Source organism: Micromonospora sp. NPDC051924, from assembly GCF_055586005.1.
Window position 1 is genome coordinate 223,501 of record NZ_JBVJJA010000004.1, and the last position, 13,346, is coordinate 236,846.

The following is a 13,346-nucleotide window of genomic DNA, read 5'->3' on the forward strand; positions in this document are numbered from 1 at the left end:
TGTCGCGACGATCAACGAGACGTGACGCGATCGGAAGTGACGTGAAGCTGACTCGGCGACGACGGTCATACCCGTCCGCGGGTCGACTACTTTCCGGTCCGGTGAACGGGACTGCGTACGGCGACCCCCCGCCACCGCAGCGTCACCCGCCGTCGCCCGAGGAGACAGACCATGACCGTCCCCGCGCCGCGGGTCCGTCGGCGGCCCTCCGTGGCGGGCCGTGCCCTGCCCCTGCTCCTGGTGCTGGCCCTGCTGGCCCCGCTGGGGCTGCTCTTCGCCCAGACCGACCGGCACACCGGCGACGACCGCGACCTGGCGGCGCGGGAACGGCTCGGCGTGCGCTACCTGCGCGCCCTCGGTCCGGTGACCGACGCGCTGGTGGAGGCCCAGTCCGACGCGGTCGCCGGGCGGCCGGTCTCCCGGGCGGCGCTCGCCAGCGCGGTCGAGCGGGCGGCCGAGGTGGACAGCGCGGTCGGCGACGAGCTGCGCAGCCACGAACGCTGGAGCGGGCTCCGGGCCAAACTGGAGGCGTTGCCGGACCGCGGGCTCACCGACCCCGAGGCGGCCTACCTGGCGTACGGGGAGGTCAGTGACCTGCTGCTGGCCCTGCACCGGAAGGTACGGGAGAGCTCGGGGCTGATCCGCGACCCCCGGTCGGACTCGTTCTTCCTCCAGGACGCCATCGGCGGCGACCTGCCCGAGGCGATGGTCGCCGCCGGCCGGCTCGCCGACCTGGCCACCCTGGCGGCCCGGCGGCCCGCCGCCGACCGGGCGAAGAGCGCCGTCGAGCTGGCCGGGCTCCGGGTCGCCGCGCTGGCCCCCGCCACCGACCTGGTCGCCGACCTGCGGACGGCGGTGGACGGCTCGGAGAGCGCCGACCTCGGCCCCACCGTGCTCACCCCGCTGGACACCTACCAGCGGTCCGTCGAGGCGCTCGCCGCGTACTCGGCGCCGGACCCGCGCACGGGCGGCGGACCGGCCGACCCGAGCCGGCTCACCGCCGCCCGGCTCACCGCCCACACGGCCGCCAAGCAGCTCCAGCCGGTCATCCTCGACCAGCTCGACGCGCTGCTGAAGAAGCGGCTCGACCAGCTCGACCGGGACCGCCGGCTGGCCGTGGCCGCGGTCGGGGCGGCCGCCGTGCTGCTCGTCGTACTCGCCGTGACGTTGCTCGCCGCACTGCGCCGGGCCCGCCGCCGGGCGGCCGAGGAGGAGCGCCGATCGGACCTGCCCACCACGACGCCGGAACCCACCCGGCCGGGCCAGGCCCGGGACGGGCAGCTCGAACCGGTCGGAGCGGGCCGGAGCGGCGAACCCGAGCGGTGGAGGCCCTTCGATGCTGCTCGGTAGGCTCCGGATCCGGGGCAAGCTCGCCCTGCTGGTGATCATCCCGCTGCTCAGCATGGTCGGGCTGGCCGTGCCGGTGGTCCTGGACCGGGTGGCGGCGGCCCAGCGGGCCGCGGACACGGCGCACACCGTCCGGACGGCCAGCCGGATCGGCAGCCTGGTGCAGGACCTTCAGCAGGAACGGCTGCTCTCGGTGGGGTTGCTGCTCGGCCGGGTGACCCGGACCGAGCTGATCCAGAAGTCCACCGCGGTGGACGACCGGGTCGCCGACCTCCGGGCCGAGTCGCTGCCCGGCCCGGTCGCCACCGCCCTCGACGGGGTACGCGAGCTGGCCGAACTGCGTACCGCCGTGCTGGCCGGCCGGGCCACGCCGGCCCGGATCCTGGAGGCGTTCAGCGCGATCGACATGGCGCTGATCGAGGCGCTGCGCCTGCCGTTCCAGGTGGACACCAACACCCCGGCCGGGCGGCAGGTGCTGGCGCTGGACGCGTTGCTGCGCGCGGACGAGGGACTGGGCGCCTGTGCCACGCTGATCGTGCTGGTCAAGGCGACCGGCGACGCCAAGGTGGCCGCCACGTACATCGCCTGCATGGCCGCGTTGCAGGTGGACAACCAGCGGTTCCGGAAGCTGATCACGCCGGAGCAGTACCAACTGGCCCTGCTGGACGACGCGGCGGTGGCGGCCCGGACCAGCCCGACCTTCCTCACGGACAGCGTGAAGGACCCGGTCGCGGCGATCGCGGCGGTGCCGCTGGACGCGCTCTTCCCCTCGGTCCGCTCGATGATCACGCTCGGCCAGTTCGTGGAGAAGAAGATCGTCGCGGACGTGATCGCCGAGACCACCACCGACCAGCGGAAGGCACTCACCGCCGCCTGGCTGGTCGGCGCGGCGGCCGCGCTGATCCTGCTCATCGTGGTGCTGCTCAGCATGGCGGTGGCCCGGACGGTGGCCCGGCCGCTGACCCGGCTCACCCGCTCCGCCGACCGGGTGGCCCGGGTCGCCGAGGCCGAGCTGACCCGGGTGGTCGACGACGAGGCCGAGTTGGCGCAGCCGGTCCGCCTCGACCCGGTCGACGTTCGGGCCCGGGACGAGATCGGCGACCTGGCCCGCGCCTTCCAGCGGGTGCAGCGCACCGCGGCCCGGCTGGTCGAACGGCAGGTGGCCGGGCGGCGCAACGTGGCGCAGATGTTCGGCCACGTCGGCCGCCGTACGCAGAACCTGGTCGGCCGGCAGATCGCCCTGATCGACCGGCTGGAACGACAGGAGACCGACCCGGGCCGGCTGGAGCACCTGTACCGGCTGGACCACATCTCCAGCCGGCTGCGCCGCAACGCCGGCAGCCTGGTGGTGCTCTCCGGCGCCACCGGCACCGACGGGCACGTCGCGCCGGTGCCGCTCGCCGACGCGGTCCGTCTCGCGCTCGGTGAGATCGAGGACTACACCCGGGTCGACGTGCAGGTCCCGCCCGGCGTGTCGGCCGCGCCGGCCATCGCGGGCGACCTGGTGCTGGCGCTGGCCGAGCTGATGGAGAACGCCACCGTGTTCTCCCCGCCGCACACCCGGGTGGTGGTGGCCGGCGAGCTGACCGACGGCGGCGCCCGGCTCTCGGTGGTGGACCGGGGCATCGGCATGACCGAGGACCGCCTCGCCGAGGAGAACGCCCGGCTCACCCACCGGGAACGGCTCGACCTGGCCCCGACCGAGGTGCTCGGGCTCTTCGTGGTGGGCCGGCTGGCCCGCCGGCACGGCTGGACCGTCGACCTCGCGCCGACCGCCGGCGGCGGGGTGAGCGCGCGCCTGGAGATCCCCGCCGCCCTGCTGGTGATCCGCCGGCCCGACCGGGCCGGCGTCACCGTCGCGCGGGCCACCGTGCCGTCCCGGGACCGGCGGTCCCTCCCCGAGCCGCTCCGCACCCCGGCTGCCCCGGCCACCCCGGCCAGCCCGGTCGCCGCGGCGGCCCCGGTGGCCTCGGCCGGCCCGGTCATCGACGGGAGCCCGCCGTTCGACCCGGCGCTGCTGAGCCGGGCGACCCGCAGCATCGAGGCCGGGCAGTCCTGGGACGCCTTCGGCGCCGCGGCGGAGCCGGCGTCCGCCGAGGGCAGCGCCGCGGTCGCACCACCGCACGCCGGACCACCGCCCGCCGGACCACCGCCCGCCTGGCCGCCCGCCGCCGCACCGGCGGGCGGGACGGCCACGCCGCCGCCGGGCGGGACAGGCCCGGCCGCCGCCCGAGCCGGCACCCCGCCGTCCGGGCTACGGCCGCTCGTCCGGCAACGGGTGCCGGGGGCGAGCCTGCCCCCGAGCGGGCCGGCCGCCGGGCCGGTGGACGCCACCACCGCCGACCCGGCCGAGGTCCGTGCGCTGGTCGAGGCGTTCCAGGACGGCGTACGCCGGGCCGAGGGCGACACCGGGCCGGCCACGCCCACCCCCGGCCGGCCCCGGCTCAGCCAGCGCGTGCCGGGGGCGAACCTGGCCGTCTCCCCGTTCCAGGCCGCGCCCCCCGCCAGCCCGCACCCGGGAGACCCGGCCGAGGTCCGCAACCTCATCACCGAGTTCGAGGCGGGCGTCGCCCGCGCTCTGCGCGAAGTCAGTCCAGACCGCCGTTACGAAGAGGACCCATCACGGTGACCAGCCCCTTCCTGCACGACAACGTCGACCAGAACACCGCCGGGGAGCTCAGCCCGGAGGCGCGCACGTTCAACTGGCTGCTCGACTCGTTCACCTCCAGCACCGCCGGGGTCATGGAGGCGATCGCGGTCTCCTCCGACGGGCTGCTGATGGCCATGTCCGCCATCAAAGACCGGTCCAACGCGGAGCGGCTCGCCGCGGTGGTCTCCGGCATGACCAGCCTCGCCGGGGGTGCCGCGAGCTGGTACGCGCTGGGCGGCCTCAACCGGGTGATCGTGGACATGGCCGAGGGCTACCTGCTGATCAGCGCGATCAGCAGTGGTTCGGTGCTCGGGGTGGTCGCCGACCGCTCGGCGAACCTCGGCACCGTGGCGTACGAGATGACGCTCTTCGCCGGCCGGGCCGGCGGGGCGCTGAGCCCCAAGCTGATCGCCGAGCTGAAGAACGCCGTCCAGCAATGACCCCGGAGCTGGCCGGCGAGGATCCGGACCCGGAACCCGGGGTCCGGATCCGCCCGTACCTGCGCTCGTCCTCCCCCAACGGGGAGGCGGACGAGAGCGGCGCGGAACCGCCCGGCCCGCGCCCGTTCGTGCTGACCGCCGGTCGGGTGGGCGGCGACCCGGCGATCGGCCTGGAGACGCAGGTGACCGCCCGGCCGGAGAGCGGCTCGTGGGCGGTCCTCGCCCGACTCGCGCCGGAGCTCCAGGCCATCGTCGCGCTCTGCGCCGACCCGATCTCGGTGGCGGAGCTCTCCGCCCGGACCCGGATGCACTTCGGCGTGACCCGCGTGCTGGTCGGCGACCTGCGGGCCGCCGGTCACCTGGACGTGCACGTCGGGGACGTCGACGACGCCCTCGATGCCGACATCATCCTGCGAGTGATTGATGGACTTCGTGCGATCTCCTGAATGGCCGGCCGCCGCCGCGGGCGGTGCGGCCGCGAACAGCGCCGCCGCCCGGTACGGCGGTCCGGCCGCACCGCCACCCGCCGCCGCCCGGCCCGCCCCGCCGCCGTACCGGCCGCCGGTGGTCGCCGCGCCGACCGTCACCCGGCGGTCGGTCACCAGCCCGCCGATCCCGGTGAAGATCCTCATCGCCGGCGGCTTCGGGGTCGGCAAGACCACCACGGTGGGCTCGATCTCCGAGATCGCCCCGCTCACCACCGAGGCGGAGATGACCAGCGCCGGCATCGGCGTGGACGACCCGGGCGACGGCTCGGCGAAGACCACCACCACGGTGGCCATGGACTTCGGCTGCGTGACCATCGACCGCAGCCTCAAGCTCTACCTCTTCGGCACGCCCGGGCAGGCCCGCTTCGGCTTCATGTGGGACGACCTGGCCCGGGGCGCGCTCGGCGCGCTGGTGGTGGTGGACAGCGCGCGGCTCGACGACTGCTATCCGGCGATCGACTTCTTCGAGCGGGCCGGGCGGCCCTTCGCGGTCGGGGTGAACGCCTTCGACGGCCGGTTGGCGCTCGACCTGCCCTCGATCCGCTGGGCGTTGGCGATCGGCGAGCACGTGCCGCTGGTGCAGTTCGACGCCCGGGACCGGCTCTCCGTACGGGACGCGCTGCTGGTCGTCCTGGACCGGGCGCTGGACCGGGCGACCCGGGACCGGGGGGCCTGAACCGGTCGTCGACGGGATCCGTTTCACGGAAGGGGTGCACGTGATGAGAGGGGATCTGGACGAGACACTGGCCCGGCTGGCGCGCCGCGACGAGGCGTTGCGCCGCCGGGGGACGGTGCCCGGGGAGGAGCCGGACCGCGCGGAGGACGACGCCCGGACGGCGCCGGCCGGGCGGGACGGGCACGGGGCGTACCGGCTGCGCGGGGGGATCCGGTCGGAGCCGCGGGACCCGGTCGAGGAGATCGCCGAGGCGGTCCGCCGGGTGGTCGCCGAGCACCCCGGGCTGGCCGTGACCCTGCGGGTGGAGCAGGGCGGGCACGCGTACCCGCTGCGGGTCTCCTGGTCGGGCCCGGACGTGACGGTCGGTCCGGCGCCCGCGCCGGCGCCGCCGCCGGCCTGGCCGATGTCGGTGAAGACCGTGCCGGCGCCCGGGCAGGACGGGATGGCCGGCGACCCGGCCGCCCGACTGGCCGAGATGATCCGGCGCGACCCGTCGTTGCTGGAGGACACCGGGCCGCGCTGACCCGGCGGGCCGCGCCGCAGGCACGGCGTGGTGCCGGCGGCTACTGTCGGGCGGGTGGCGGAACCCGACCTGACCCTCACCGCGAGCCTGCGGCCGGCCGCGCTGGATGCCCGGCGCGGCGTCGTCCGCCTGCACCCGGAGGTGCTGACCGCGCTGGCGCTGCGCCCCGGCGACCCGGTCCGGCTGGCCGGCCGCCGGGTGACCGCCGGCGTGGTGGCCCCAGCCGAACCGACCGCGAGCACCGCCCTGCTCTACGCCGACGACCTGCTCCTGGGCAACCTCGGCATCCGGGACGGCGGGCAGGTGACGGTGAGCCCGTTGCCGGTCGTCCCGGCCCGCCGGGTGACGCTGGCCGGGCCGGTCGCGGTGGTCGCCGCGGTCTCCCCGGAGATGCTCCGCCTCGCCCTGCTCGGCAAGGTGGTCACCGCCGGGGACGACGTCTCGCTGCTGCCCCAGGACGTGCTCCCCGACGCCGCGGTCCGCGGCCTGGTCGAGGCCGCTCGGCGCAGCCTCGCCAACTCCGTCGGGTACGCCTGGACCAGCACCCTGCTCACCGTGGTCGCGGCCGAGCCGGAGACGGCTGCGCTGGTCACCATGGACACGGTGGTCGGCTGGGAACACGGGGCGGCAACCCGCGGCTCCGGCCCGGTCGGGCAGGACGCGGCGGGCCGGCTGACCGGAGAGGAGCCGGTCTCGCCGGCCTGGGCCGCCGGCCCGAGCGGCGGGGCGGCCGCCCCGACCGCCGGCACGCGCCCGACCGGCCCTGGAACGCCGGCCGGCCGGCCGAGCGGAGCAGAGTCCAGCCTGGTCGGTCCCGAGGACGCGCCGGACGTGGACGAACTGCCCGGGCTACGCCCCCAGGCCGAGGAGCTGACCGAACTGCTCGACCTCGGCTTCCACCACCGCGAGGTGCTGAGCCGGCTCGGCACCACCGTCTCGCTGGGCGTGCTGGTCAGCGGTCCGGCCGGCTCGGGCAAGTCGGCGCTGGTCCGGGCGGTGGCCGCCCGGGTACGCGCCCGGGTGTGCCCGGTCTGGGCCCCCGAACTGGCCGCGCTGAGCAACGACGCGGCGGCCCGCCGGCTGCGTGCGGCCGCCGAGGCGGTCCGCGCCGAACCGCCCGCCGTGCTGCTGGTGACCGACGTGGAGGCGCTGGCCCCGGCCGACGAGCCCGGTCCGCTGGCCACGGTGTTCCGGCAGGTCGTCGCCGAGACGGTCCGGGCCGGGGCGGCCGTGGTCTGCACCACCGGCCGGCCCGAGGCGGTGGACCCCGCGCTGCGCGCCCCGGACCTGCTCTCGCTCCGGATCGGCGTCCCGCTGCCCGACCACACGCTGCGCCGGGAGCAGTTGACCGTGCTCACCCGGCAGGTGCCGCTCGCCGAGGACGTCCGACTGGACGAGGTGGCCGGGCGTACGCCGGGGTTCGTCGCCGCCGACCTGGCCGCGCTGGTCCGCGAGGCCGGGGTGCGGGCGGCGCTGCGGCAGAAGTCGGCCGAGACGCCGACGGTGGCGATGGCCGACTTCGCCGCCGCGCTGGAGGTGGTCCGGCCGACCACGATGGCGGCGTCCACCCTGGAGCTGGCCTCGGTCACCCTGGACGACGTCGGCGGGCTGCACGAGGTCAAGGAGACGTTGACCGAGTCGGTGCTCTGGCCGCTGACCTACCCGGACACGTTCGCCCGGCTGGGGGTGACCCCGCCGCGCGGGGTGCTGCTCTACGGGCCGCCCGGCTGCGGCAAGACGTACCTGGTCACCGCCCTGGCGGGCTCGGGCCGCGCGAACGTGCTGTCGGTGAAGGGCGCGGAGCTGCTCTCCAAGTGGGTCGGGGAGAGCGAGCGGGCGGTCCGCGAGCTGTTCCGCCGGGCCCGCGAGGCCGCGCCCACGCTGGTCTTCCTGGACGAGGTGGACGCGCTCGCCCCGGTCCGGGGCCAGGCCACCGACGGGGGTACGACCGACCGGGTGGTCGCCGCGCTGTTGACCGAGCTGGACGGGGTGGAGGCGCTGCGCAACGTGGTGGTGGTCGGCGCCACGAACCGGCCCGACCTGGTCGACCCGGCGCTGCTCCGGCCCGGGCGGCTGGAACGGCTGGTGTACGTGCCGCCACCGGACGGTCCGGCTCGCGGGGAGATCCTGCGTGCGGCGGCCCGCGACGTACCGCTCGCCCCCGACGTGGACCTGGCCGCGCTCGGCGAGGAGCTGGACGGCTTCTCGGCGGCGGACTGCGCGGCCCTGGTCCGTGAGGCGGCGCTCGCCGCGATGCGCGAGTCGCTGACCGCCACCACGGTCACCGCCGCCCACGTGGCCACCGCCCGCACCCGCATCCGCCCCTCCCTCGACCCCACCCAACTGGCCCACCTGGAGTCCTACGCCGCCACCCACCGCTGACCCACGTTGATCATGAAGTTGGCGGCGGCCAGGGAGATCCACATCGCCCGTCAACCTCATGATCGACCGACCGGGGGCGGGACCCGGGGGGGGTCAGTCGGTGGGGAGGAGGGGGCCCAGGGGGCCCAGGTCGAGGTTGAGCTCCTCGGGGGCAAGGCCGAAGTACTCGCGGAGCTGGGTCATCTGGTCCTCCAGCGCCATCAGCGTGCGGCCGATCCGTTCGACCTGCTCGTCGCTGAGGTCGCCGAGGTCGACCCGGCGCAGCGCCTGCCGCTCCATCAGCTGCCGCAGCAGCTCGACGACGGTGAGCACCAGGCTGGCCAGCCCCCGCTCGACGGAGTCCTGGTCGACGGCGAGCCGGCGGTCCAGCGGCCGGACCCGGGGGGCCTGCCACTGCGGCTCGCCCAGCGCCGCGGCCAGCTCGGCCGCCTCGTCCCGCCCGGTCACGGCGCGACCTCCGGCGGGGCGAGCGCGCCGACCGACGCGATCAGGGCCCGCAACGAGATGCGGACCAAGTCGACGTCGGCGATGGCCAGGGTGATGTCCCCGGTGATCACCACGCCGGTGGCGAGCACCCGGTCGAGCAGGTCGACCAGGGCCACCGGCCGGTAGTCCAGCGGACCGTCGGCGCTGCTCGGCGCCAGTGACGTCACGCCCATGCCGGCTCCGCGGAGGGTTCCGCCACGAACGAGTACGGCGGCCACGGGCCGGTCGGCTCCAGCTGGATCTCGGGGTGCCGGTCGGCCAGTTCGCGGACCAGCGCGGCGAAGCCGTCCAGCCGCTCCCGGTCGACCAGGTACGCGCCGTTGAGCACCATCGCGGTGGGCGCGCCGGAGAGCCGCCGGTCCTGCGGGGCGTGTCGGCGGGCGCTGACCGCGTACCCGGCGAGGGCGGCGTGCACGGCGGCCGCCGCGTCGGCGGCGATCCGCTGCCCCTCCTCCCGGGCGGTCAGCTGGGCCTTGCGCCGCCGCAGGTACGCCGCGCCGGCCCCACCGCCGGCGGCGGGCTCGTCGGCGCGGGGGGTGGCGCCGGGCACCACGTACCCCTTGACTCCCCACTCCTCGCGGCCGGTGAGCCGGGCCAGCGAGCCGGCCAGCTCGTCGTGCCGCTCGGCCAGCACCCGGGCCACCCGGTCGTCGTCCCGGTGCACGGTGGCGAGCCGCGCGGGCACCACCGCGCCGGCCCGGGACAGCGCGTCCACCACGGCGTGGTGCGCCCGGGCGGCCCGCTCCAGCCAGGTCAGGTCCTCCAGGTTGCGGCGCAGCGCCTCCTCGCCGTACTCGGCCAGCGGGACGTCGCTGACCACGGCGGCCAGGCCGGCGGCGGCCACCGGCCGGACCGGCGCCCCGGCGATGCCGGTGGTCCCGGCCGGCGTCGCCGTGGCCGCGGCGACCACGCCGTGCAGCCAGACGGCGCTTGCGGTCGAAGGCACCAACTCAGCCGTCGTACTCATCCCACTCCTTCCTCGCGGCGCGGGCGGCTGCCCGCGGCCGCCGGGACGCCGCGACCTCCTCGGGATCGCGCGGCCCCGGTTCGACCGGCGGCCGGGCCCGGGAGCTCAGCCACGGGTCGTGCTCCCACCAGTCGATGCCGATCTGCCGCGCGGTGTCCACCGAGGCGATGACCAGCCGCAGCTTCAGCGTCAGCAGCTCGATGTCGAGCAGGCTGACCCGGATGTCGCCGGCGATCACGATGCCCCGGTCGAGCACCCGTTCGAGGATGTCGCCCAGGTTCGCCGGCTCGTGCCCGGCCGGCAGCACCTGACCGGAGTTCTGCACCACGGAAGGTGTCCGCCCCACCGTCATCTCAGTCCCCCTTGCCCCGCTGGTAGCGGCGCGTCCGCCGGTAACCGAGCAGGCTGCCGGTCATGTCCAGCTCCACCTCGTAGAGGCCGAGCAGGTCGGTCGACGCGGGGATCCGGTGATCCTCGACCACCTCCACCCCGATCCGCCAGCCGTCGTCGGTGGGCTGGATCGAGGTGACCCCCAGCGGGTCCTTGCCGGTCAGTGCGACGATCTGCCGCAGCCCCTCGCGGGCTGCCTCGGCCGCGCTGATCTCCTCGTAGTCGTCCTCGGCGGGGTAGCCGTTCCGCTCGCGGCCCCCGTCGCCGCGGATCCGTGCTGCTGCCATCTCATCTCCCTCGCCCGCGGTACCGGTCACCGCGGTCGGCGCGCCGCCGGCCGGTGCCGGCCGTACCCCGGGACGGGGTACGGCCGGCCTCGCCGGCCGGAGCGGTGAGCCGGTTCAGGACGGCCTCCTGGCCCCGGTCCCGCTGCTCCGGCGTGATCTCGCCGGCCGCCGCCGCCCGATCCAGCTCCTCCAGCTCCCGCCGGATGTTGACCGGGTTGTACTGCTGCGACTCCGCCTCCCGGGCGACCACCTTCACCACCGCGGTGAGCCCCCGCACCGGGGCGTACGGCAGGGTCAGCAGCGTCCAGAGGATGTCCACGCGTCACTCCACCAACTGGTGCGCGCTGACGAAGTCGTACGGGGCGAGCGGACCGATCAGCCGCATCCGGATCAGCGCCCGGCGCTGCTCGGCGAACTCCTCCACCGCCCCGATGAACTCCTCCTCGTCGTCCGTGCCGACCAGGAAGGCGACGTTGACCGCGTCCATTTCATGGCTGGGCTGGCGCGGCGCCCGGGCCACCGCGTACCGCTCCGCCGCGTCGATCAGGGCCCGGTTCTCCGCCTCCCGGCGCAGCTCGACCGCCTGGCTGATCATCTCGCCGAGCCGGATCCGCTGCTCCCGGCTCTCCGCCTCCGAGCGGCCGCGCACCTGGTCGGCGAGCGCGGCGGCGGCGTCGTTCTCGGCCAGCCATCCGCCGATGAACTCCTGCTCGTCGAAGCGCCCGTGCACGGTGTACTGGACCCGGTCCTCCAACTCATCCAGCGCGGCGGCGAACCGCTCGTGGTGCGCCTCCAGCAGTTCCGCCACCGCGTCCGCGCCGGTCACCACCGTGCCGAACCGGACCGGCAGCACCGGCGCGACCTCCGCCGTGCCGTCCAGCAGCCGCTCGTACGCGGTGAGGTCGGCCGGCCGGCCCATCGGCTCCTCCAGCCCGACCTCGCTGACCAGCGCGGCGAGGTCGCCGTGCTGGATCGCGGCGACCTCGCCCGGCGGGTTGCCGACCCCCTCCGCGTCGGGGGTCGGCTCCACGTCCGACGGCACGATGCCGTAGATGAACAGGCCTCGCTCCTCGGCCATCAGCGCTCCTCCTCCCAGACGTGCCGCTGACGGTGGCGGTCCGAGTCGCGGTCAGTCAGCGAATCCACCACCACGCCGCTGATCTCCTTGGCCGCCTGGCCCAGGCCGGAGATCGCCCTGCCCTTGGCGGCCCCCTTGGCGGTGTCGCCCACGATGTCCGGCAGGCCCTTCGTGTCCTTCGGCACGATGCTCAGCCGGTCGACCGCCTCGGCGAACCGGAGGTACGTCTCGACGCTGGCGATCACGATCCGGGCGTTGATCTCCAGGAGCTGGATGCCGACCACGGCGACTGACACCTGCGCGTCGATCACCACGCCCTTGTCCAGCACCGTCTCGACCACGTCGGCGAGGGTGCCCCCGCCGCCGCCTCCCCCGGTACGTTCCAGCGCGCTACCGGGTTGGCTCGATGTGGTGGCGATCGTCATTCAGTCACGCTCCTCTCGCCGGCGGCGCACCACCGGCCGCCGGGGGGTTTCGGGGGTACGGCGGACCGGGCGCGCCCGCTCCGCGCGGGGTTCGCGCTCCTCACGGGGCTCCCGTTCCTCCCGGGGGCGGCGGGCCCGCTCGGGCTGACGCCGGCGCGGCGGCGGCTGCTCCTCCTCCTCAGGCTCCTCGGCGTATTCCTCGTCGTCGAAGTCGTCGCCCTCGTCGTAGTCGTCGTACTCCTCTTCCTCGGGGGGACGACGGCGCTGCGGCGGCCGGCGGCGGCCACGCTCGGCGGGCCGGCGCTCCTCCTCCGGTTCCTCCTCGGGCTCCTCCTCCGGCTCCTCGGCGCGGCCCTGTTCCTGCTGCTCGCGGGCCTCCTGCTCCGCGCGGAGCGCGGTCTCGTGGTCCTTGACCACCTGGGAGTCCTCGATCTCGCCACGCCAGCCCTCGACGGAGTCGGGGTCGAGCACGGTGTGCGTCATCACGTGCCGGACGAAGTGCTTCAGCTCCAGCCGCACCCGTCGGCCCTGGGCGCGCCAGAGATTGCCGGTGTGCTCGAAGAGGCCCTGCGGGTGGTACTCCAGCACCACCAGGATCTTCGTCAGCTCGGGGCCGACCTCGTGGAAGCTCACCGTGCCGTCGACGGAGCCCTTCTCGCCCTTCGACCGCCAGTGGATGAGCCGGTCCGGGATCTGCCGGACGATCGTCGACTCCCAGCTCCGGTGCGACCAGAAGACCTGCGCCTTCCAGGTCATCTTCTCGTCGGACTCGCGGTCGGCCTGCTCCACCTTCTTCATGAAGCTGGGGAAGTCGCCGTAGGTCGTCCACTGGTTGTAGGCGACCCGGACCGGCACGCCGACCTCGATCGTTTCGACGATGTTGGTGACCTTGAGCTTCTTGCCGCCGCCCTTGCCGCCCTTGCCGCCGCCGAACGCCGACATCAGCTTCTCCTTACCGCCGGCGAGGCCGGCATGGAACATGGCCTTGACCGGGGAGTGGCCCTCGGCGAGCTTCTGGGCGCCCGTGGCCGCGGCGATCAGGCCGGGACCGCCGCCCTGCCGGGCGTACTCGCTGAGCCGGCCGGTGGCCCCGGTGAGCCGCTCGGTCACCACGTGCACAGCCCGCTCCCCGATCGCCGAGGCGAGGTTGCGCAGCTCGCCGCCGAGCTGGTCGCGTGCCTTGTCCGCGAGATTGTTGGTGGCCATG

At 75.5% G+C, this 13,346-nt stretch carries 15 protein-coding genes and 2 pseudogenes; 8 read left to right on the forward strand and 9 right to left on the reverse strand.

Annotation, left to right across the window (positions count from 1 at the left end; all coding sequences use genetic code 11):
- Positions 1-171 precede the first annotated feature (171 nt).
- The 8 genes and pseudogenes from ACZ6S5_RS04810 to ACZ6S5_RS04845 form a co-directional block, all read left to right on the forward strand.
- The gene (locus tag ACZ6S5_RS04810) at positions 172-1,350 is read left to right on the forward strand and encodes a hypothetical protein (protein ID WP_465997770.1); all 1,179 of its coding nucleotides are present in this window, start codon (positions 172-174) and stop codon (positions 1,348-1,350) included.
- Positions 1,337-3,976 carry a sensor histidine kinase gene (locus tag ACZ6S5_RS04815; protein WP_465997772.1) on the forward strand — a complete coding sequence of 880 codons (2,640 nt, stop codon included), beginning with the start codon at positions 1,337-1,339 and terminating at the stop codon, positions 3,974-3,976. Before ACZ6S5_RS04810 ends, ACZ6S5_RS04815 begins: the two co-directional genes overlap by 14 nt.
- Positions 3,973-4,437, forward strand: a complete 465-nt coding sequence (locus ACZ6S5_RS04820) for a roadblock/LC7 domain-containing protein (RefSeq protein ID WP_465997774.1) — start codon at positions 3,973-3,975, stop codon at positions 4,435-4,437. The genes ACZ6S5_RS04815 and ACZ6S5_RS04820 overlap by 4 nt, the downstream gene beginning before the upstream one ends.
- Entirely contained in the window at positions 4,434-4,883 is a 450-nt protein-coding gene (locus ACZ6S5_RS04825) for a DUF742 domain-containing protein (RefSeq protein WP_465997775.1), read from the forward strand. Before ACZ6S5_RS04820 ends, ACZ6S5_RS04825 begins: the two co-directional genes overlap by 4 nt.
- Positions 4,861-5,601: a GTP-binding protein gene (locus ACZ6S5_RS04830; RefSeq protein WP_465997776.1), complete on the forward strand. Its 741-nt coding sequence runs from the start codon at positions 4,861-4,863 to the stop codon at positions 5,599-5,601. Before ACZ6S5_RS04825 ends, ACZ6S5_RS04830 begins: the two co-directional genes overlap by 23 nt.
- A gap of 43 nt (positions 5,602-5,644) precedes the next feature.
- On the forward strand, positions 5,645-6,124 hold the full coding sequence (locus tag ACZ6S5_RS04835; RefSeq protein WP_465997778.1) for a hypothetical protein: 480 nt from the start codon (positions 5,645-5,647) through the stop codon (positions 6,122-6,124).
- A gap of 54 nt (positions 6,125-6,178) precedes the next feature.
- Positions 6,179-6,767: pseudogene (locus tag ACZ6S5_RS04840) on the forward strand (AAA family ATPase); the annotation flags it as partial.
- Between the two features lie 179 nt (positions 6,768-6,946).
- Positions 6,947-8,506 (forward strand): annotated as a pseudogene (locus ACZ6S5_RS04845) (AAA family ATPase); the annotation flags it as partial.
- 93 nt (positions 8,507-8,599) lie between these two features.
- On the opposite strand, the gene ACZ6S5_RS04850 reads toward ACZ6S5_RS04845, so the two are convergent.
- The 9 genes from ACZ6S5_RS04850 to ACZ6S5_RS04890 are packed head-to-tail and all read right to left on the reverse strand — an operon-like array spanning position 8,600 to position 13,345.
- Positions 8,600-8,953 carry a gas vesicle protein K gene (locus tag ACZ6S5_RS04850; protein ID WP_465997780.1) on the reverse strand — a complete coding sequence of 118 codons (354 nt, stop codon included), beginning with the start codon at positions 8,951-8,953 and terminating at the stop codon, positions 8,600-8,602.
- Complete coding sequence (locus ACZ6S5_RS04855; protein WP_465997782.1) at positions 8,950-9,165, reverse strand: gas vesicle protein; 216 nt, start codon at positions 9,163-9,165, stop codon at positions 8,950-8,952. The genes ACZ6S5_RS04850 and ACZ6S5_RS04855 overlap by 4 nt, the downstream gene beginning before the upstream one ends.
- Positions 9,156-9,959 carry a GvpL/GvpF family gas vesicle protein gene (locus ACZ6S5_RS04860; RefSeq protein WP_465997784.1) on the reverse strand — a complete coding sequence of 268 codons (804 nt, stop codon included), beginning with the start codon at positions 9,957-9,959 and terminating at the stop codon, positions 9,156-9,158. Before ACZ6S5_RS04860 ends, ACZ6S5_RS04855 begins: the two co-directional genes overlap by 10 nt.
- Positions 9,943-10,311, reverse strand: coding sequence for a gas vesicle protein GvpJ (gene gvpJ, locus ACZ6S5_RS04865; protein ID WP_465997786.1), 369 nt, complete (start codon positions 10,309-10,311; stop codon positions 9,943-9,945). The genes ACZ6S5_RS04860 and gvpJ (ACZ6S5_RS04865) overlap by 17 nt, the downstream gene beginning before the upstream one ends.
- Position 10,312: 1 nt before the next feature.
- Complete coding sequence (locus ACZ6S5_RS04870; protein ID WP_465997788.1) at positions 10,313-10,636, reverse strand: gas vesicle protein GvpO; 324 nt, start codon at positions 10,634-10,636, stop codon at positions 10,313-10,315.
- Position 10,637: 1 nt separating this feature from the next.
- Positions 10,638-10,955 (reverse strand): gas vesicle protein GvpG, encoded by a 318-nt coding sequence (locus ACZ6S5_RS04875; protein ID WP_465997790.1) that lies wholly within the window; start codon positions 10,953-10,955, stop codon positions 10,638-10,640.
- A 3-nt stretch (positions 10,956-10,958) separates the two neighbouring features.
- Positions 10,959-11,714, reverse strand: coding sequence for a GvpL/GvpF family gas vesicle protein (locus ACZ6S5_RS04880; RefSeq protein WP_465997792.1), 756 nt, complete (start codon positions 11,712-11,714; stop codon positions 10,959-10,961).
- A complete protein-coding gene (gene gvpJ / locus ACZ6S5_RS04885) occupies positions 11,714-12,139 on the reverse strand; it encodes a gas vesicle protein GvpJ (protein ID WP_465997794.1) in 426 nt (141 codons plus the stop codon). Before gvpJ (ACZ6S5_RS04885) ends, ACZ6S5_RS04880 begins: the two co-directional genes overlap by 1 nt.
- The gene (locus ACZ6S5_RS04890) at positions 12,140-13,345 is read right to left on the reverse strand and encodes an SRPBCC family protein (RefSeq protein ID WP_465997796.1); all 1,206 of its coding nucleotides are present in this window, start codon (positions 13,343-13,345) and stop codon (positions 12,140-12,142) included.
- Position 13,346 lies beyond the last annotated feature (1 nt).